Raw genomic sequence first — 18,033 nt, forward strand, 5'->3', positions numbered from 1 at the left:
GTTTTCCGGTATTACCAAAACCGGTGCAATAGCCTTTCGGAGAACATAAACCGTATTTGACCCAAGAAATATCTCTTTAGCCCCGGTTGCACCTTGAGTTCCCATCACGACCATATCAATTTCCTTCTCTCGGGTCACTTCATTGATTTCATCTGTAAGTGTATTGAAGGCTGAAATGATATTATAGCTATGATTTGGATTTTTATAGGATTTCTTGACATCTTCTAGTGTTTTTTCTAGTCCGGCCAGTGAAATATCAACGTCAGAATCGGGAATAGCACTAAACATAGGACCCCCAAGCATATAATCCATCCTGTAAAATGAAGGGGTATAGGTATGCAGGAAGAAAAAGTTACATTTTTCATTTTTAAATAACTCCATGGCATAGTTAATAGCGTTCCCGGAATTTTTAGAAAAATCTGTAGGAAGAAGTATGTTCATAATAATGGTATTTATATCCAAAATTATCAACAAACAGATAAGTTAACTATGATATTAATCAGTACAGGTTATTTGAAAAAATGAATATGCGGCAGTTAATAAAAAAACAATAATTATGATTCAAATGACCAAAATCATTTGTAATGGCATTACTAGTGCTCACCTTTATAGTTCACCTTTAAAAACTATAATCATGGCACTAAATTTTAATCAATATGCTACAGAAGGGAATACCTTTCTTAAAGAATACACCAAGGAGATGAATCTCGGCACCAATAAGGATAAAGCCGGTAGAATATTGACTTCTATTCTGCACGGCTTACGCGACGTAATTTCAACCGAGGAATCTTTGCAATTTATTGCACAATTGCCCATGTTCCTAAAAGCAGTTTATGTAAACGGCTGGACTCTTAGAAATAAAAAGAAGTTGAAAATAAAACACATGGCAGAATTTATAGACCTGGTAAGAAAACATGATGGTCCTTCAGCCATTAATGATTTTGAATACAGTGATGAAGTCGCCGAGCAATATATAGATACCACCTTTATTTATTTGAGAAAATATATTTCACTGGGCGAGATGGAAGATATTAGAGATGTTCTTCCCAAAGACCTAAAAAGTATGATTTATTCCAATATTATGTTTTAAATCATAAGAAGATATACATTTTTACTTAGTTGTACAACATACTTGCCGAAGCTCTTTCGTCTTGGGTTTTTGGGATGACGAAGGTCATTTTACACGAAATATCGGAAGTGTAATTTTGCGCTGATATTAACACTTTAACACAAAACCTCATGAAAAAAATTTTCCTGCTTTTCGCTTTGTTCATACTGCCCTTTTTCCTGTTTGCACAAGAACTTACCGGAATTGATGAAATAGCACCATTTAGTGAAGGATTGGCCGCAATAAGAAAGGGTAATGAATGGGGGTTTATTGATAAAGAAGGGCAATTGGCAATAGATTTCAGAGATGATCTTGTTTGGAACAAGTTACCTAATACCTCAGTGAACGATGTTAGTGCCATTGCTTTTCCTCAATTTAAAAATGGCAGATGTATGATAAAAAAAATAATGGAAGAAGAGGAGATTCCTACCTATGGCTTTATAAATACTGAGGGCAAAATAGTAATTGAACCCGAATATTTGAATCTGACTGAATTCAATGAAGGATATGCCGTTGGCATTCTTATCACCAAAGATTTTAGAGGTAAAAACAATTTCCAACTGAATATCTATGATTATAGATTTAGTGAAGTTCTCCTGGATACTGCGGGCGATATTATGCTACTTATTAATAAGAGAGATGGAATTTCGATGTCCGTAAGACGCTATGAATTGCCTGAACTTCGCGCAAAATTTCTATCGGTTAACACATTGGCCGTAAAATCTCCTTCGAATACATGGGAAATACGAAAACTTGAATTATAAATATCATCATGGAACGATTAAAAGATAAAGTCGCCATTATTACCGGAGGAGCTGCAGGAATAGGCAAGAGTACTGCCGCATTGTTTCTTAAGGAAGGGGCAAGCGTTATGCTCGTGGATATAAATAAAGAAAAGCTGGAATCAACTTCCAAAGAACTAAATTCTTCTCATTTGGACTATTGTGTTGCCGATGTATCTAATCCTGCTGATGTAGAAAGATATACTGCTGAAACCTTGTCCAAATTTGGCAAAATAAATCTGTTCTTCAATAATGCAGGAATCGAAGGAGCCTCCAGCTCTATTGAAGACTATCCCAATGACGTATTTGATAAGGTAATAGCCGTTAACCTTAAGGGAATTTGGTATGGGTGTAAATATGTAATTCCGAAGATGGTTGAAGGTGGATCTGTGATTATCACATCCTCGGTAGCCGGACTTAAAGGATTTAAGGGTTTAGGAGCCTATGTAACAAGTAAACATGCCGTTATTGGGATAATGAGAGTGTCGGCCTTAGAATTTGCCGATAGAAAAATACGAGTAAATACGATACATCCGGGACCAGTTAACACCCAAATGATGCGAAGAATAGAAACGGATATTTCTCCAGATAATTCAGCCGAGGTTCAAAAAGGTTTTGAAGCCATTGTGCCTTATGGCCGATATGCAGAAGCTTTAGAAATTTCTAATCTGGTGCTTTATCTTGCTTCAGATGAAAGCAAATATGTAAATGGAAGCACTTATGTGATAGACGGTGGATTGATGGCTGGTTAAAAATAGCTAAATGAACACCATACTAAAAGATACCGGAATCAAATTAGCTTTAGTACTAATACCTGCATTAATTTGGAACTGCAGGGAAAAACATGAGTTGGACCGGCCTGTCAAGGCAATGTATGTTACTGAGGAAATTTCTCCTGTTTTAAAGGAGTTGTTAGTTTTTGCAAATGTGACTTTTACAGATACCACTAATATTTCCAGTTTATTGGGTTTTAAGTTTATTGATGAAAATGGTGAAGTTATTATTTCCGATCCGGAAAAAAATACAAAGCTTTATAAAAACCTTGTAAAGGGCAGGTCGACTTCTAAGCTGCCCTTATTTGAAATTCTTGGATCTGATGAGGTGATCCTGGTTATACAAAGCAGAGGAAATATCGGAGCCATCTGGGCAAAAATCATAATTGACAATAAAAGAAAAGAAATTCTGGAACTTCAGTTTCAACATATGGCGGAATCAGAAGGATATGGTGCCGGAATCACACAGGAGTCTTATGAAAATCAATTTGTTGGAAAAGTATTCGAAACTAATTTAAAGGACTTTGGTTTAAAACAGAACGGTGTGGACTTAATTGAAGGCTCTCATATGATTGATGGCATCTCGGGATCAACAATAACAAGTAAAGCCACGGTAGAAATGATCAATCAAGGTTTACAAAAATATCGGAACTATCTGGAGCAGCCATTAGACGATTTGGAAACGGATAATACCACTAATAGCAAAAAGTGAAGATAGTTTGCTTTGGTCCGTATAATATATCCCATGGGACATATAAAATTGAAATTAAAACTATAAGGAAAATGAAAAAAATTACTAAAAAGGATGCCAGAGAGATTGGACAATCTCTCGGTATCAATTGGGAAGAAGTAAGTTTGGACGAATTTACTGATGGAATTAATGTAGAATTTGAACACGGAACACGGTTTCCCGAAACCAATGTTACTAATGATGACAAATACCTAACTGGAAAAATTGCCTGGGCTCATTTAAAAGAATTCCCGGATTATTATACGAGGCTGGAAAAAATGGAAAAAGAAGCCGAAGACTTTTGGGATTTCCCCAAAGTCCATTGAAAACCACATGCATATGAAAATGACAAAAATTATAGATGTTTCACCTGAAAATGTACAAGAAGAAACCCTTTATTGCATCAAGGATATTAAGAACCCGGGATTCCAAAGTAAGCGTATATGGTTTGAGAAACAATATCAGCTTGGATTACGGATGAAAATTCTAAAGGACGACGCTGATAAAATGATAGGTTTTATAGAGTATATCCCAGTGTCCCATGCCTGGCGCCCGGTTGCAGGAAATGAATTTATGTTTATTCACTGTATGTATGTATACCCCAATAAAAATAAAAACAAGGGATATGGGTCATTGCTTATAAAAGAATCCGAGAACGAAGCCAGAAAGAATAAAATGGCCGGTATTTGTTCGATGACAAGTAAAGGCACCTGGATTTCTGACAAAAGGATCTTTGCAAATAATGACTTTATACAAGTGGATCAGAGGGGCAGGTTTGAATTAATGTGTAAAAAATGGGAGCTTAAAGCCAATGACCCTGAACTTATAGATTGGACGGCAAATCAAAAGAAATACAAAGGCTGGCATTTGGTATATGCAGATCAGTGCCCGTGGCATGAAAAGTCGGTATTTGCTCTCTTAAATACGGCTTTAGACTATGGCATTGATCTTAAAGTAACTAAGTTAAATAGCGCAAACGAGGCAAAGCAGGCTCCTTCGGGCTATGGGGTGTTCAGCTTATTACACAACGGGAAGCTAATTGAAGATCACTATCTAAGCGCAACACGTTTTAGAAATATATTAAAAAAAGAACTGCTCCAGGAAAGCTAATTTGTTAGTCCTTGAACGGTACTTTAAAATTTCACGTTATGGAAGTAGAAAAACAAGAATGTTGTCCGAAATTTCATCCTGAAAAATGGAATGAAAAGACATTCGATTGGGATCATAAAAAGTTTATTAAGGCTACCGTGCCTACTTTTTTTCATATTCCTTTACCTCCAATGATAGGAAATAGAATTACCAAAATGATGAAACTGGCAGAGGATTCTAAAAAACTAGCAGCCGATAAAGAAAATATCCTGGTGTTATTTACGGACCCACATGCTTTTATGTCAGAAATCTATCTCTCCGTAACCGACAATGTACCAAACGCTGTTAACACAACACTTTCCGGAACATTCAGGAGTAAGGTATTTGATGGTGCCTATAATGATATCCCAAAATTCATAAAGCAAATGGACACTTATTTACGAAAACATCACCAAAAGAGTCAGAAATATTATGTGCATTATGCCTACTGCCCCAAATGTGCTAAAGAAGCTGGTCATAACTACATGGTACTATTTGCCCAATTAGAAAAATAAGAGATTGCAGCAACGATTATAAATCCAGTTATGAATAATAAAAAAGGTGTCGGATTTTGGATTTTAATTTCAACGGCACTTGTTTTAATTCTCTTTTTGACCGCAGGCCAAACTTTATCATTAATAGATTATAATTTGGCCATAGACCTGGGATTACAAGAATCAGAAAAAGAAATTGGTAAAGTTGGAATAGCATTTGCCAAGGGTTTCGCCTTTGGAGATACCATATTCTATATCCCTATGCTGGTTCTTGGAGTACTGGGACTAATTAAAGGAAAAAAATGGGGAGCTTTTATTATGTTTGGAGGTTTGGCCATCTCGGTTTATTGGCCCATCGTGCACCTATATACTATTTCTATCGAAACAGACGCGATTGTATTGAACCCCGATAAATACATTTCCTTTCCTATCATATTAACAATAATAACCGTTTATGGTTTATGGGGTATGATTTATTTGTATAAGAATCGCACATATTAATAATGAAAAGATCAATCTCTTCTAATCTTCTTATTTTATTAATTTTTTTTCAAGCTATTAGTTCAATTCCTTCGGGTTTGAGTCTTTTAAGTGATCCTTCAGGCAATGGTATTGGTCTTTCTTTAGATGTACTCAAAAATACACCATTTAAGAATTTTTTGATTCCCGGACTATTCCTGTTAGTAGTTTTAGGACTGATACCCTTAATTACATTGTATGGATTACTAACCAGGAAATGTCTGAATTGGGCCCGGAAGATCAATTGGGATAAGAAATTTCATTGGTCCAATGCCTTTTCCTTTTACATTGGGATATTACTTATTCTGTGGATTAATATGCAACTCTACTTTGGGATTGTCTATAATAATCTACACTTCTCCTACACAATTCTGGGAGTGTTAATCATAATACTTAGTCAATTCCCGGCCACAAAAAGAGATTATACTATAGAGAACGTCAATTAGAACTCCTATTACTAAAACATACTCTGTATTTCCACTAAATTTTCCTAGGAATCTTCTTTTTTAGGTGTTCTGGGCAATACTTCTTCAGGAAACGGAAAGAGTATCGTTGAATTTTTCTCGGCTGCAATATTGGATAATGTCTGGTATAACCTCAGCTTAATTGCAGAAGGCGATTTATCTATTTGCAACCCGGCTTCCAGTAATTTACCTGCTGCCTGCTCTTCGGCTTGCGCAAGGATTATCCTGGCTCTTCTTGATCTTTCAGCTTCTGCCTGGTTGGCCATCATTCGTCTCATGTTTTCAGGCAACTGAATATCTTTGATTTTTACATCTATGATCTCAATACCCCATTGATGAGTTTCCTGTTCAACGATACTCTTAATATTTTTGCCCATTTCTTCACGTTTTGATAAAATGGTATCCAGCTCTACTTTTCCACAAACATCCCTTAATGCGGCTTGAGAAAGCTGTGTAATTGCAAAGGTAAATTCCTCGACTTCCAGGACCGCCTTTTCCGGATCATTAATCTTAAAGAAAACCACTCCGTCTATACTGCAGGGTACGTTATCTTCCGTCATTACTTCCTGGGATACAATATTTATGGTAATAACCCTAATATCTACTGTCTGAACCGTATCCACTATGGGTATTATCCACCTGAATCCAGGTTGTAATGTTTTCACATACTTTCCGAATCGAAATTTTAATGCTCTTTTATACTCATAGACAATTCTTATTCCCGCAAATAGAAATAGCAGGAATACAATGGTGAAAACAAATAGTGCGCTCATACCGATAGTTTTAAATTATTTTTATTTTCCCGTAACTAAAACCTAAGATCTACTCTTCATTTGTTTTTCTAATCCAATTAAAGCTTGATACTCCGACTACTAATGGAAGATGGAGTTCACCTTCAGGTTAAAACAAGGCTCTTTTAAAGTTACAAAATATATGGCCCGAAACAAAACATATAATCGTCAAAAAGCATTGATACAAAAACGTTTATTAATTTTATTAAGACTTGATATCCAGGGTTTTATTAATGTCTCACTTTAATTTTATCTTGTTTAAGCTTCAAAAATTTGTAGTAGGATATATCCAGAAAAGCAAACCACAGAATATAGCAGATAAAGGTTACTTTTTGGATAACAGGAAGGCTTCTTATGATAGTCCCGGTTTCATAAATATAATAGTTTCCCAGGAAAATCAGCAGACATACAATACCCAAAATCAAAAGTGAGAAATATTTCGCTTTGTATAGTTCAACAAAACAACTGATAAAGGCAACTACCCCTAAAAATCCCGCGATACGAACTGTAATATCATGAGTTCCTGATGTGAGAGACATGGTAATTGCTAAAGCCAGAATCCCTGCAAGCCACATAACAATGAGATTGGTGCTTTTATTTGAAAATAATCCCGGTAAATAATACCACAATAAAATCAGGCTTACACAAAGCACTGCCAGCGAACCTCTGGCAAAAAACCGCGCAGGATTTAAATCCCCGTTTATGGCATATAAGTCCAATAAATCACATAGGTAGTTGTTCCAAAAACTGAATCCTTCCTGATCCAATACCATCCATGAACCCCCGGGATAATTAATGGCTGCCAAAACATATAAAACAACAAATATACCCATTCCTGCAAGTGGTATGAGCAATACAGAAGGTTTAGGAACTACCGGAAGTATATCTATTTTCATAAGCCTATCATATTCCGAGTTTATAAAAAACCTGAGAGAGAGAATGGCTATCGTGGAGTATTCCTATATAAATTCTCCGCTCTTCTTTTTATCCCATAACACATTTTCCTGTCCATGGCAAATACAACAGGTTCGCCTAAAGGCCCAAATAGCAATCTGTTTTTAAACGATGGTTTGAAATCTACTCTATTTCTAGAGATAAACTTTGACCTATGCTCATCAATTGGTTCAACCATCCACAACCAACTAAGATGTAAATAATTCATGGGAGATTCTAAAGCCTGATTGTAGACGGAATTTTTATTTAAATCGTACCAATTTTCAATCGCCATAGCTTTGCCATGTTCACAAATTACAAGTGGATAAGCATCCTTTGGGCTAAAGGGTATTAAATCTCCTATTTTAGGTTGTTGAAATTCCGGTAAAATTTTATCGGAATTATAGATGTGTAAACCCAGTATGTTTTCTAATGCCTCGTAACTGTAAAAACCACCCTTACCCTGCCCTAGTTGGGCAATCCATGGCCATACAAAACTCGCCGGGGCATTTATTTCTATCGCATGAACAAACTCTGAGCGTGGTTGCGGCACGAGATGATCTCCCGGAAATGAAGCGCTTGCCTCCTTGCGATTCATACCCCATCGGTCCCTTAATGGTTTAAAAAGCAAGGTTAAGTAGGCTGCAATAATAATAAGAATACCCTCTACTCCTTCCAGAATTTGAAGGAATGTGAAGCGTGTTCTTCGTTGTTCATCAAGTGAAACCGTTTCCATTGATATCTGCTCAGTGTTAATTCTCTGTTTCTTTAATTTTGTTTGATTTCCGCCAGCGCCTAAGTACAGGAAGTGTTTTACTTGCCAATTTGGCTGCATCAACTTCTGACATTCCCATTTTAATGGCAATATTCATATTCTTTGCCATTTTTTCTTCAAGGCTAATCCCCTTATCGGTAAACTCTCCCTCTTCATAACAATAGTGGCAATACTCTGTATTTATACTTCCATCGCTATCGGTCCCAAAATCTGTCATACTTTTCATTGGCATTCCACAACTCTGACAAATATTCTTTTCTGAAGTTTTCATTGTTTATCCAATTTTATTTTTCATTTCTAAGATAAAAACTAAGTGATTAATACAGTATGATATTTGTCAGTCAAGCGTTCTGTTGTCCATATACCTTGTTTTTCCCGCTTAATGAAAAACCAGTCTTTAATGACAGTACCTTCTTTAACTCCTCTGTAGTCGTAGAATCAATTAAATTCAGTGCCTTAACATTACTAAGTTTTTGAACCATATTAACTCCTGCCAGCGTATTGGTAGCAATCCCGGTCACAATGTCCGGTACTATTTCAAATGCTTCCATTAATCCGTATACGGCATATGGATCTGAAGCACTAAGAATAGTGCATTTAATATGTTCTCTCAAAGCGTTAATAGCCAAATCACCATTATAGGGCTCCAAAGGTGATGCGCCTATCTCAATAATGGCTACATCGGCATTTTGATGCTGAATTCTGCTTAATAGCTGCTCTAACTTAATCTTGTAAATATCTGCAGGACAAATTGAAGATGGAAGTCCAACATCTACAAAATCCATAACCGCATTGGCACCTACGTCCTTAATGGCCAGAATATCTTTATAACGTCCGGCACCGGTCAGCTTAGCACCCACCACTTTGTATCCGGCAACCTTAAAAAGATTGGTCACTATTCTGGCAGAAGTTGTTTTTCCGGCCGACATGGATGTCCCCACAAAGAGAATCACCGGTGTGTTAAATGGGATAGGTTCAACTGTTTCCACAAAATCATTCATGGTAAGTTTTTTACCATCCCTGAATGCATGGCCTACATAATCTACTTCCATCATGTTTGGCATAAAAACAGATTTTGAGGTTAACTTTCCCATCAGGCCGCCACCTGTTAAAACATTCATTTTAAGGTCGGCTTTAACTTCACGCCATGTCCCTGTCGCTTCAAGAGTTGCAAAACGTTCCCCCAATACACCAACAATTGACTCCCCTCCAATTACTCCCCGCATTCTGCCCGTGGTAAGCTCTAAATTTAGTGTGTTACTTCCTGGGTCCAGAATCTTACTCACAATATAATCACCGGTTGCCCATTGGTCCCTATCAAGTTTTTCTACATTGAATTCGATTTCAGCCAAATCGGAAATTCTAGTTAGTGATGTATAAATGAATTCATGGTTCATAGTTCTTTATTTATGGGTTTTAATAATAACAAGAGTGTTAAAAGGGCTGTTCTTTCAATTAGCTTGTTTTGAAAAATATACTCGTGCGCTGCATGTGCCCCATCTCCGGGGGTTCCAAGACCATCGAGAGTAGCAGTATAAAGGCTGGTTGTATTGGCATCTGAACCTCCACCGGCAGTTGCTTCTTCCAGATCCAGTCCTAATTGTTGTCCTTGTTTTTTTGCCATTTTCCATAAAAGCTGGTTACGAGGAGTTTTTTCCATTGGGGGTCTGCCAATACCCCCTTCAATTTCCATTACAACATCTTTATGTATTGGCTTTAAGGCTTTTATTTTTTTTGTAATCACATCCCCATCTGCTTCTTTAAGCACTCTAACATCAATAACAGCTTTGCTTAAAGGTGCAATCACATTGGGTGAGATGCCCCCTTCGATCATTCCTATATTTACAGAGATCCCTTTGTCCAGATCATTCATAGCGTAAAGCCTCTGGACTTGCTGGGATAATTCAACTATGGCACTCACGCCTTTGGCAGGGTCTAATCCGGCATGTGCTGCCTTGCCGCGAATGGTTATAGTAAAACGACCTAATCCTTTTCTTGCAGTTTTTAATTTTCCATTCAATCCTAAAGGGGGTTCCAAAACATAGGCCCGGTCTGCAAGTTTTGCTAATCTTTTAAGTGCATTGGTAGTCTCCCTGCTTCCTGTTTCTTCATCCGAATTTATGAATACTACAGGTTCCACTTTAGGTGTTATGTTCATCTCCCTGATCGCCATTAGGGAAAAAACCATCTGGGTAATACCTGCTTTCATATCATAAACACCAGGCCCTTTTATCTTACCTCTAATGTAAGTTAGGGGCATATTTTTTATTGTTCCTAAAGGCCAAACGGTATCGCAATGACCTATCAATAGCTGAAGTGGTAAATGTTTCTTTCTATTTTTGGGTCTTGCATACAAGTAGCCGCCGGTGTTTTTACCGGACATATGAATTGCCAAATAACCCATAGCAATAAACCTCTCTTTTAGATAAGCCAATATTTGGTGCTGGGAATTAATTTTGTCCGTGGGCGATTCAATACTAACCAATTCTTTTAAAAAGAGAATCATTTGTTCTTTATTAGTCAAAAGATACTCCTTGGCATGGGACGCTATTTTCTCCGGGCTTTTCATCGCTTAAAATTTTTTGGAAAGGGGAAAGCAATTGTTTCCGTGATCTTAGCAAACCTGCCAGGGGCAATATATACAAGTAAGGGGTTTTTTGAAATTTGATCCTGCTCATCCATTTCCGAAGCTTTTATATAATTTCTATGGGCATAAGCAGACTTAATTTTTCCAGTTATAATACTATAATCATCAAAGCCATCAATAATTTTATGTAACCCACACTCCAAATAAAAGTAGGCGTCAGCTATTATAGGCGCATCCATTGAAGGCGCCTTTAAAACAGGTAATGCCTTAACTATGCCTTCTGATTTTGAAATATAATCCAATCGTGGACTGGCGCTCAAAGAAGCTGTGATTATTTGGTCGGGTAATGGAAAACTAACGGTAAATTCACCTGTGGCCATCACGTTACTAAATGTATTGTGCCTTGGCGTACAGACAAATCCAAAATAATTGCCAAAACCCAAGGGCATAGCCATATGTTTTGGTGCTAGATCATAACCTTGCTTTTCCTTTGTCCCAATTACGACCAAAGGAGCTACAGTGAAAATTTGATCCCAGATTGAAGTCAAACTGTCCAGGAGTACATATTTCTCTTGCTGTAATGTGTTCATAAGATATGATTTGAAGAGTACTATCTCTAAAATTACAATTCGTATAATAAGTAAGTAATGACCATGGTCATTGTTAAAACACCCATATCTAAATAATTTCATGAAAAACCAAAAAATGAAAGGTGTATTAAAGCTTGGTAAAATTGCCGGAATTAGAATAGAGGTGCATTGGACCTTTACGTTATTATTGATCTGGGTGGTTTTCCTTGATATACAACGCGGCGGAACTACGAATACCGCCTTGATGAATATTATTTTAATCTTTTTGCTATTCTTTTGTGTAGTACTGCATGAATTAGGACATGCCCTTACCGCGAAGCGTTTTAATATAAATACCAAAAAAATTACATTGTTACCTATTGGTGGTGTGGCATCTTTAGAAAAAATGCCTGAAAAGCCAGGGCAGGAATTGATTGTAGCTTTAGCGGGGCCCGCTGTAAATGTGATAATTGCAATGTTGCTCTTTCTGGTGGTGCCTATGAAAAATTATTTTGGCCTGGATGCAGATAGTTTGGTGCAGTTATTATCTGCTCCCAGGTTGGATACACTTTTATTTTATCTTTTTATAGCTAATGTGATGCTGGTGGTCTTTAATTTAATCCCGGCGTTTCCTATGGACGGCGGTCGTGTGTTTCGGGCTTTGCTGACTTTTACCATGGATAGGGCCAGAGCTACCCAAATAGCAGCAGGATTGGGGCAGGCTTTAGCTGTAATTTTTTTCATACTGGGTCTGTTTTTCAATCCCTTTCTAATATTAATTGCGCTCTTCATTTACATAGCTGCCTATAGTGAAAATCAAATGGTCAAACAGAAATCCGTGGTCGAAGGACATTTTGTAAAGGAAGCCTTGTTGACTAATATTACGCTATTAGATCCTGAAAATAGTCTTGAAGATGTTTTTGAAATAATATTAGCCGGTACAGAAAAAGATTTTGTAGTTACCGAAAATGGGGGGATAGTTGGCATTTTAAATCATAAAGATATACTTAAAAATGCTCAAAATGGTTCAATTAAAGTGAGGGCAATTATGAACACAAAATATAATACCTTGAGTGCAATGGATGAGTTAAACGAATTCTTTACTATGATCAACAATGAGCAGCAACGTTTCTTTCCTGTTACAGACAAAACCAACAAACTTATTGGTGCAATTGATGTAAATAACGTAAGTGAATTTCTTATGCTTAAGACAAATTTGTATGCAAAATCATGAATTAACTTAACTCCCCTGATTCTTGTCATTTCGGACTTGAGCACGATTTAATAAATTGAGAAAAATTAGAGTCATGATTAATTTTTTGGCACACGCATTTACAAAAAAAACTTTTGAACAGTTAGCTGCAATAAGGAATGAGCATTGTGTTTCCATTTACTTACCAATGTATAAAAAAGGTAAAGAACAGAATGAAGGCTTAGGGCAATCTAATTTAAAATCTTGTCTGAAAAAAGTACATGCGGTATTGGTTGAATACGGGTATCATGAAACTAAAATAAATTCCTATCTTGAACCAATCCGGAATCTTATTTTCGATCTAAATTTCTGGAGAAATCCCTCAGAAGGTCTGGCAATATTTTTAGATAAAGATCTCGGATTCAGATACTATAAATTACCTTTCCCTTTTGACATAAAAACATATGTTGCCGATCATTTTTATTTAATCCCGTTACTTCCTTTGTTTCACAACAACGGCATTTATTATCTTCTGGAATTAAGCCGCGACTATGTGAAATTATACAAGGGCTCCAGAAATAAGTTTCGGGAACTTCAAATTAATAAAATAATACCCAAACAGTTAGAAGAAGTTGTGGGTTATGATTTTGAGCAAAAGATGTTACAAAACAGAACAGGTCATATGATGTATCCGGCCGGGTCATTTCATGGCCAGGGAGAAGGCAAGGAAGACCAAAAAAAAGAACTGGTTAGCTTCTTTAGACAAATAAATCAAGGTGTTACCAAAATACTCTCAAATAAAAAAGCTCCATTGATTTTGGCATGTACCGATGAATTGTACCCTATTTACAAGAAAATAAATTCGCACCATAATTTATGGGATACCAATCTAAGTGGAGATCCTGAATTTAAAGGCACGAACGAGTTACACAAAGAATCCTGGGGTCTCGTTCAATATTATTTTGAAACTACAAAGCGTGTAAAACTGGCAAATTTTATCGCCAAAATTCATACTTCCAAAACTTCCTATCGCCCCTCGGAAATTTTTCCGGCAGCTGTCAAAGGAAAAATAGATACGCTCTTTGTGCAGCAAAAGGAAGATGTTTTTGGCACCTATAACAGTGCTAAAGGATGCTTAATTCTTGATTCCCGTAAAGAAATGCGAAATATCTCTTTATTAAATATGGCTGCCATATATACTTTTCTCCAAGGTGGTAATGTCTACTTTCTGGAAGCCGAGGAAATGCCTGTTAAAAACATCCCTATGAATGCCTTGTTTAGGTTTTGACCCAACTAAATGTTTAGAATTGATTCTCCCTAAACTTTTTTGAGAAGTATTGCGTATACGTTTCTTTTATAAGATTATTAATAAGACGATTCGTGGTCAATGATCATGAATTTCCATTACTGTTTTTTGGTAGCTTAACAATGGAACAAGTCGCTCCAATTTCATGCGTTTTACCAAATCAAAATGCCAAAGATTTGGAATTATGGCATGACCTTCTCTTTCCAGCATTACAAGAATATCTGCATCTACCTCTTTTAAATAGTCTTTTAAGGTGCTCAAAATATCATCTGATAATCTAAATTCAAAACTGATCTTTTTATACGTAACCTTTTCTTTAAGCATTTCCTTAAACCAAAGCATTTGATCTTCGGCAGCATATTCGTTTTTGGTTGAAACATGAATTAATTTAATTTCGGTATTAAAGGCAGATGCAAACTCAGTAATCTTTGCAATAGCCGGGATATCTGCTTCCTCAAAGGCCGTTGCGTATACAATGGTATTTATTTCCGTCATCCCCGCGTTTTTAGGAACAGATAGTACAGGCACAGACGATTTTTCTATTAATGCAGTCGCTGTACTGCCAATAATCAGGTCTTTTACAATATTACTTCCGGTCATCCCAACTACTATCAGATCCGCCTTTATTTCTTCAGCCTTTCCCATAATCCCATCTGACTCAATACTATTCTCAACCACAGAAATAACAGGGCTCTTGTCACCATCTTTCAGACTTAAGTGCTTCCAGCAAAAAGCATCCAGTTTTTCCCGGTGATTATTAAAGGCTGCTTCCTCTAACCGGGCATATGCCAAACTGACTGTACTAATAAAAGTAGCTGAAATATCAAATACATGAACGACATGAAGCTCGGCTTTTAATTTTTTACGAATTACATTGGCCAACTTTATTGCTGAAATTGAATTATCTGAATAATCCGTCGCACAGAGTATAGTTTTCATAGGATATGCATTTAGAATTAATTGAAATAACAGGATGAATCTATAAAAAAGTAAAACAACTAAAAATGACCTAAGTCATATCCCACAAGAAAACCACGATATGACAATTGTCATACGCGCTACTACCCAAATGAACTAATTTTATATAACTCAACAAAGATTCATATTATGGGCGAAATAGCTACTTCAGACAGGCAAATCACCCTGTTTTATAGTTCCAGGTCCAAAAGGGCCAAGCAAACTATGGCTTATGCTAAATCGGAAGGTTGGCCTATTCATGAGATAGATATAATAAAAAATCCTCCCACCGGGACTCAAATTGCCGAATTGGCGGATCGTCTAGGAATGGAAGTAAAAGATTTGGTTAACCAAAATCATCCGTCCTATACCTCTAAATTTGAAGCTCATGAATTTTCATCTCGCGATTGGATAAAAATGATTAGACACAACCCCGAAATAATGAAACAGCCTATAGCGCTCCGTGGAAATATTACCATATTGATAGAGACTCCAACGGATATCCTTAAGATATAATTCACAGGCACTAGATTTAAGTTTATATATAAATCTTTTAAAGTGCTTATAAAAAAAATTAAATACTGGGTAATGCCAAAATTTAAAGAATTTAATATCGCAGATTGGTTTTCATTTTACCGCATAGCTGCCGTACCTTTTCTGCTTATTTTAATATGGTGGAATGAACGGGAAATATTTACCTGGCTTTTACTAGTTAGCTATTCCACGGATGCAATTGACGGTTTTTTAGCAAGAAAACTAAAGATTACAAGTGCACGTGGTTCTCAATTAGACTCCTACGGCGATCAAATGACTCTTGTGGTTGGTTTAATAGGGCTGCTGATTTTTGAAACCAATTTTATGAGGGAGAACTATCTCTTAATTTTAATTGCTTTTGTGCCCTATATTTTACAAATGATACTTGCTTTTCGAAAATATGGAAAAGCCACTGCCTTTCATACCTATCTGGCCAAATTATCTGCTGTAATTCAAGGGGTATTTATACTATGGTTATTATTTTTTGGCCCCGTTTATTGGTTGTTTTATGTAATGATCATTTTAGGGGTTTTAGAAACAATTGAAGAAATAACACTTATTTATTTATATGACAAATGGGTTGCGGGCGTTAAAGGCATCTACTGGGCCTTAAAAGACAAAAGAAGGCTTAATATTGAGCAAAATGGTTCTTAGACCTCATTTCAATTAAAGGGTTCGATTTTAGGAGCCTGACTATTTTTAAAATTAATAGAATATTTACTTCAAGCGACCATAAGATGGATAAGGTTGATTACAAAAAAGAATTAAAACATCTCTACAAACCATCTCCCCTTAAAATTGAATTCAGGGAGGTCCCAAAAATGAATTTTTTGATGATTGACGGCACCGGAGATCCAAATACTTCTTTAGCGTATAAAGAAGCCATAGAGGCTCTGTTTACATTATCCTATACCCTAAAATTTATGATAAAAAAAGGTGAGTCAGGTATTGATTACGGTGTTATGCCACTTGAAGGGCTGTGGTGGGTGGACGATATGTCAAAATTCGATCCAAACAAAAAGGATGATTGGAAATGGACCGCACTGATCATGCAACCAGAAGTGGTGACCGGTGAATTGGTAACTAGAGCCATTGAGGAGGTTAGAAAGAAAAAGAATCCAAAAGCATTATCTAAAATTCGTTTTGAAACTTTTACAGAGGGAAAAGCGGCGCAAACATTACATATAGGTCCATTTTCAGAAGAAGGTCCAACCATCAAAAAAGTTCATGATTTCATTATCGATAATGGGTACAAGCTTTCGGGAAAACATCATGAAATCTACCTTTCCGACATTAGAAGAGCCGCCCCTGAAAAATGGAAGACTATAATAAGACAGCCATGCAATTGATCATAACTATAATATGAATTCAATTCATTTATTTTTCTGCTCCATTTTGGCTTTTTTTTCTTCTTCTTTGGCCATTTTTTGTTCTTCTTTGGCCATTTTTTTAAAATAACCCCGGGTTAAAAAATTATGCTTAAAAGCCTCCATATTCTCATTAAACCTGGCTGTACCTTCTTCTATACTTTTCATGGTTGCTTCCAGTCGTTGAACCAGAATGGTGTCTTTGGTTAAGTAATTTAAAGCTCCTTCACCCTCGGAAATACCGGTAACCACACTATCCAAATTAACCGTTAACTTCTGCATCCTGTCACTGGCCGATTCAAGATTGTGAACAATTTGTTTTATTTCGAGTCCGGCAAGGGAGTCGCGCAATAAAACCCCAACCACAGAATTCTCAGAGTTGGCTGCGTTAACAAATCTGTTTACTTCCTCCAGCGTATTATTGGCCCGGGCACTGGCCAGTTTCAGATTCAGAACGGTCTGCTCAAGATTTTTGGCCATAAGCGTATCATTAAGGAGGCGACCTAAAGTTCCCTCACCCTTTGTTAAAGCCGCCGTTACTTTTAACAAATCAGCAGTAAGAAGTGCGGCATTTTCAGAAGTTACATTTAAGGTACTCATCATATCTTCAGCCCCGATACGACTATAAGAAATAATTTCATCTCCTGACTTTATCATTGCTCCCGAGCCACTTCCGGGAACAATATTTACGATCATACTGCCCACTAATCCATCAGAACCAATTGTAGCTATAGCGTCATTTTTAATATGCTTTAACATATTTTCCTGAATGATCATTGCTACATCTATCGTAGAATCATTTTCCATTTTTATATCTTTCACAGTCCCAACGCCTATCCCTGAGTAACGCACATTGTTCCCTGGTTCTAACCCGTTTACATTTTTAAAAACTGCATGGATCATAAAGGTATTGCCAAACATGTTTTGTCTGTTTCCTATTAAATAGGCCGCAATTACGAGTAATGCCGTTCCCAGGATCACAAAAATTCCCAATCTCAATTTTTCCAGGCTTGTTCTTTCCATG

24 protein-coding genes are annotated in these 18,033 nt (G+C 36.7%); 14 read left to right on the forward strand and 10 right to left on the reverse strand.

What is annotated here, in order from left to right; translation table 11 throughout:
- The coding region (locus WBM60_RS17430) for a universal stress protein (protein ID WP_424283416.1) at positions 1–441 on the reverse strand (441 nt) is incomplete at its 3' end.
- Positions 442–634: 193 nt separating this feature from the next.
- Here WBM60_RS17430 and WBM60_RS17435 point away from each other — a divergent pair.
- From WBM60_RS17435 to WBM60_RS17475, 9 genes are all read left to right on the forward strand, one after another.
- Positions 635–1,090, forward strand: a complete 456-nt coding sequence (locus WBM60_RS17435; RefSeq protein ID WP_424283417.1) for a DUF2267 domain-containing protein — start codon at positions 635–637, stop codon at positions 1,088–1,090.
- 149 nt (positions 1,091–1,239) lie between these two features.
- Complete coding sequence (locus WBM60_RS17440) at positions 1,240–1,872, forward strand: WG repeat-containing protein (protein ID WP_424261562.1); 633 nt, start codon at positions 1,240–1,242, stop codon at positions 1,870–1,872.
- A gap of 8 nt (positions 1,873–1,880) precedes the next feature.
- The gene (locus WBM60_RS17445) at positions 1,881–2,642 is read left to right on the forward strand and encodes an SDR family NAD(P)-dependent oxidoreductase (RefSeq protein WP_424261564.1); all 762 of its coding nucleotides are present in this window, start codon (positions 1,881–1,883) and stop codon (positions 2,640–2,642) included.
- A gap of 10 nt (positions 2,643–2,652) precedes the next feature.
- The gene (locus tag WBM60_RS17450; protein ID WP_424277115.1) at positions 2,653–3,375 is read left to right on the forward strand and encodes an FMN-binding protein; all 723 of its coding nucleotides are present in this window, start codon (positions 2,653–2,655) and stop codon (positions 3,373–3,375) included.
- 71 nt (positions 3,376–3,446) lie between these two features.
- On the forward strand, positions 3,447–3,719 hold the full coding sequence (locus tag WBM60_RS17455) for a DUF5661 family protein (protein WP_424261568.1): 273 nt from the start codon (positions 3,447–3,449) through the stop codon (positions 3,717–3,719).
- 13 nt (positions 3,720–3,732) lie between these two features.
- Complete coding sequence (locus WBM60_RS17460; RefSeq protein ID WP_424261570.1) at positions 3,733–4,503, forward strand: GNAT family N-acetyltransferase; 771 nt, start codon at positions 3,733–3,735, stop codon at positions 4,501–4,503.
- 38 nt (positions 4,504–4,541) lie between these two features.
- Positions 4,542–5,036 (forward strand): hydrolase, encoded by a 495-nt coding sequence (locus WBM60_RS17465; protein ID WP_424261572.1) that lies wholly within the window; start codon positions 4,542–4,544, stop codon positions 5,034–5,036.
- 30 nt (positions 5,037–5,066) lie between these two features.
- Positions 5,067–5,516: a hypothetical protein gene (locus WBM60_RS17470; protein ID WP_424277113.1), complete on the forward strand. Its 450-nt coding sequence runs from the start codon at positions 5,067–5,069 to the stop codon at positions 5,514–5,516.
- Positions 5,517–5,518: 2 nt separating this feature from the next.
- A complete protein-coding gene (locus tag WBM60_RS17475) occupies positions 5,519–5,980 on the forward strand; it encodes a hypothetical protein (protein WP_424277112.1) in 462 nt (153 codons plus the stop codon).
- A gap of 44 nt (positions 5,981–6,024) precedes the next feature.
- On the opposite strand, the gene WBM60_RS17480 is transcribed toward WBM60_RS17475, so the two are convergent.
- The 7 genes from WBM60_RS17480 to WBM60_RS17510 form a co-directional block, all read right to left on the reverse strand.
- Positions 6,025–6,771 carry a slipin family protein gene (locus tag WBM60_RS17480; protein ID WP_424259698.1) on the reverse strand — a complete coding sequence of 249 codons (747 nt, stop codon included), beginning with the start codon at positions 6,769–6,771 and terminating at the stop codon, positions 6,025–6,027.
- A 248-nt stretch (positions 6,772–7,019) separates the two neighbouring features.
- Entirely contained in the window at positions 7,020–7,685 is a 666-nt protein-coding gene (locus WBM60_RS17485) for a hypothetical protein (RefSeq protein ID WP_424259699.1), read from the reverse strand.
- Positions 7,686–7,732: 47 nt separating this feature from the next.
- Positions 7,733–8,458 (reverse strand): hypothetical protein, encoded by a 726-nt coding sequence (locus WBM60_RS17490; RefSeq protein WP_424259700.1) that lies wholly within the window; start codon positions 8,456–8,458, stop codon positions 7,733–7,735.
- A gap of 16 nt (positions 8,459–8,474) precedes the next feature.
- A complete protein-coding gene (locus WBM60_RS17495; protein ID WP_424259701.1) occupies positions 8,475–8,768 on the reverse strand; it encodes a zinc ribbon domain-containing protein in 294 nt (97 codons plus the stop codon).
- Between the two features lie 70 nt (positions 8,769–8,838).
- On the reverse strand, positions 8,839–9,894 hold the full coding sequence (locus WBM60_RS17500; RefSeq protein WP_424283418.1) for a hypothetical protein: 1,056 nt from the start codon (positions 9,892–9,894) through the stop codon (positions 8,839–8,841).
- The gene (locus tag WBM60_RS17505) at positions 9,891–11,066 is read right to left on the reverse strand and encodes a M20 family metallopeptidase (RefSeq protein ID WP_424259703.1); all 1,176 of its coding nucleotides are present in this window, start codon (positions 11,064–11,066) and stop codon (positions 9,891–9,893) included. Before WBM60_RS17505 ends, WBM60_RS17500 begins: the two co-directional genes overlap by 4 nt.
- Complete coding sequence (locus WBM60_RS17510) at positions 11,063–11,674, reverse strand: flavin reductase family protein (RefSeq protein ID WP_424259704.1); 612 nt, start codon at positions 11,672–11,674, stop codon at positions 11,063–11,065. Before WBM60_RS17510 ends, WBM60_RS17505 begins: the two co-directional genes overlap by 4 nt.
- Before the next feature lie 100 nt (positions 11,675–11,774).
- Between WBM60_RS17510 and WBM60_RS17515 the strand changes: the two genes are divergently transcribed.
- Together WBM60_RS17515 and WBM60_RS17520 are read left to right on the forward strand one after the other, a co-directional pair.
- Positions 11,775–12,887, forward strand: a complete 1,113-nt coding sequence (locus WBM60_RS17515) for a site-2 protease family protein (protein WP_424277111.1) — start codon at positions 11,775–11,777, stop codon at positions 12,885–12,887.
- A gap of 73 nt (positions 12,888–12,960) precedes the next feature.
- Positions 12,961–14,133, forward strand: coding sequence for a hypothetical protein (locus WBM60_RS17520; RefSeq protein WP_424259706.1), 1,173 nt, complete (start codon positions 12,961–12,963; stop codon positions 14,131–14,133).
- Positions 14,134–14,229: 96 nt separating this feature from the next.
- Here the strand turns inward: WBM60_RS17520 and WBM60_RS17525 are convergent, their stop codons facing one another.
- Positions 14,230–15,090 carry a universal stress protein gene (locus WBM60_RS17525; protein WP_424277110.1) on the reverse strand — a complete coding sequence of 287 codons (861 nt, stop codon included), beginning with the start codon at positions 15,088–15,090 and terminating at the stop codon, positions 14,230–14,232.
- 168 nt (positions 15,091–15,258) lie between these two features.
- On the opposite strand from WBM60_RS17525, the gene WBM60_RS17530 reads away from it, so the two are divergent.
- The 3 genes from WBM60_RS17530 (at position 15,259) to WBM60_RS17540 (ending at position 16,991) form a co-directional block, all read left to right on the forward strand.
- Complete coding sequence (locus tag WBM60_RS17530) at positions 15,259–15,624, forward strand: arsenate reductase family protein (RefSeq protein WP_424262249.1); 366 nt, start codon at positions 15,259–15,261, stop codon at positions 15,622–15,624.
- A 72-nt stretch (positions 15,625–15,696) separates the two neighbouring features.
- Entirely contained in the window at positions 15,697–16,296 is a 600-nt protein-coding gene (locus tag WBM60_RS17535; RefSeq protein WP_424262247.1) for a CDP-alcohol phosphatidyltransferase family protein, read from the forward strand.
- 83 nt (positions 16,297–16,379) lie between these two features.
- The gene (locus WBM60_RS17540) at positions 16,380–16,991 is read left to right on the forward strand and encodes a GyrI-like domain-containing protein (protein WP_424283419.1); all 612 of its coding nucleotides are present in this window, start codon (positions 16,380–16,382) and stop codon (positions 16,989–16,991) included.
- 24 nt (positions 16,992–17,015) lie between these two features.
- On the opposite strand, the gene WBM60_RS17545 is transcribed toward WBM60_RS17540, so the two are convergent.
- Positions 17,016–18,032: an MlaD family protein gene (locus WBM60_RS17545; RefSeq protein ID WP_424262243.1), complete on the reverse strand. Its 1,017-nt coding sequence runs from the start codon at positions 18,030–18,032 to the stop codon at positions 17,016–17,018.
- Position 18,033: the final 1 nt, after the last annotated feature.

The organism is Eudoraea sp. (assembly GCF_049669105.1).
Classification (GTDB): domain Bacteria; phylum Bacteroidota; class Bacteroidia; order Flavobacteriales; family Flavobacteriaceae; genus Eudoraea.

What these genes read in the sequence shown, in the direction of transcription:
- WBM60_RS17435 (WP_424283417.1), top strand. Translation starts at nt 635, where the DNA reads ATGGCACTAAATTTTAATCAATATGCTACAGAAGGGAATACCTTTCTT.
- WBM60_RS17440 (WP_424261562.1), top strand. Translation starts at nt 1,240, where the DNA reads ATGAAAAAAATTTTCCTGCTTTTCGCTTTGTTCATACTGCCCTTTTTC.
- WBM60_RS17445 (WP_424261564.1), top strand. Translation starts at nt 1,881, where the DNA reads ATGGAACGATTAAAAGATAAAGTCGCCATTATTACCGGAGGAGCTGCA.
- WBM60_RS17450 (WP_424277115.1), top strand. Translation starts at nt 2,653, where the DNA reads ATGAACACCATACTAAAAGATACCGGAATCAAATTAGCTTTAGTACTA.
- WBM60_RS17455 (WP_424261568.1), top strand. Translation starts at nt 3,447, where the DNA reads ATGAAAAAAATTACTAAAAAGGATGCCAGAGAGATTGGACAATCTCTC.
- WBM60_RS17460 (WP_424261570.1), top strand. Translation starts at nt 3,733, where the DNA reads ATGAAAATGACAAAAATTATAGATGTTTCACCTGAAAATGTACAAGAA.
- WBM60_RS17465 (WP_424261572.1), top strand. Translation starts at nt 4,542, where the DNA reads ATGGAAGTAGAAAAACAAGAATGTTGTCCGAAATTTCATCCTGAAAAA.
- WBM60_RS17470 (WP_424277113.1), top strand. Translation starts at nt 5,067, where the DNA reads ATGAATAATAAAAAAGGTGTCGGATTTTGGATTTTAATTTCAACGGCA.
- WBM60_RS17475 (WP_424277112.1), top strand. Translation starts at nt 5,519, where the DNA reads ATGAAAAGATCAATCTCTTCTAATCTTCTTATTTTATTAATTTTTTTT.
- WBM60_RS17480 (WP_424259698.1), bottom strand. Translation starts at nt 6,771, where the DNA reads ATGAGCGCACTATTTGTTTTCACCATTGTATTCCTGCTATTTCTATTT.
- WBM60_RS17485 (WP_424259699.1), bottom strand. Translation starts at nt 7,685, where the DNA reads ATGAAAATAGATATACTTCCGGTAGTTCCTAAACCTTCTGTATTGCTC.
- WBM60_RS17490 (WP_424259700.1), bottom strand. Translation starts at nt 8,458, where the DNA reads ATGGAAACGGTTTCACTTGATGAACAACGAAGAACACGCTTCACATTC.
- WBM60_RS17495 (WP_424259701.1), bottom strand. Translation starts at nt 8,768, where the DNA reads ATGAAAACTTCAGAAAAGAATATTTGTCAGAGTTGTGGAATGCCAATG.
- WBM60_RS17500 (WP_424283418.1), bottom strand. Translation starts at nt 9,894, where the DNA reads ATGAACCATGAATTCATTTATACATCACTAACTAGAATTTCCGATTTG.
- WBM60_RS17505 (WP_424259703.1), bottom strand. Translation starts at nt 11,066, where the DNA reads ATGAAAAGCCCGGAGAAAATAGCGTCCCATGCCAAGGAGTATCTTTTG.
- WBM60_RS17510 (WP_424259704.1), bottom strand. Translation starts at nt 11,674, where the DNA reads ATGAACACATTACAGCAAGAGAAATATGTACTCCTGGACAGTTTGACT.
- WBM60_RS17515 (WP_424277111.1), top strand. Translation starts at nt 11,775, where the DNA reads ATGAAAAACCAAAAAATGAAAGGTGTATTAAAGCTTGGTAAAATTGCC.
- WBM60_RS17520 (WP_424259706.1), top strand. Translation starts at nt 12,961, where the DNA reads ATGATTAATTTTTTGGCACACGCATTTACAAAAAAAACTTTTGAACAG.
- WBM60_RS17525 (WP_424277110.1), bottom strand. Translation starts at nt 15,090, where the DNA reads ATGAAAACTATACTCTGTGCGACGGATTATTCAGATAATTCAATTTCA.
- WBM60_RS17530 (WP_424262249.1), top strand. Translation starts at nt 15,259, where the DNA reads ATGGGCGAAATAGCTACTTCAGACAGGCAAATCACCCTGTTTTATAGT.
- WBM60_RS17535 (WP_424262247.1), top strand. Translation starts at nt 15,697, where the DNA reads ATGCCAAAATTTAAAGAATTTAATATCGCAGATTGGTTTTCATTTTAC.
- WBM60_RS17540 (WP_424283419.1), top strand. Translation starts at nt 16,380, where the DNA reads ATGGATAAGGTTGATTACAAAAAAGAATTAAAACATCTCTACAAACCA.
- WBM60_RS17545 (WP_424262243.1), bottom strand. Translation starts at nt 18,032, where the DNA reads ATGGAAAGAACAAGCCTGGAAAAATTGAGATTGGGAATTTTTGTGATC.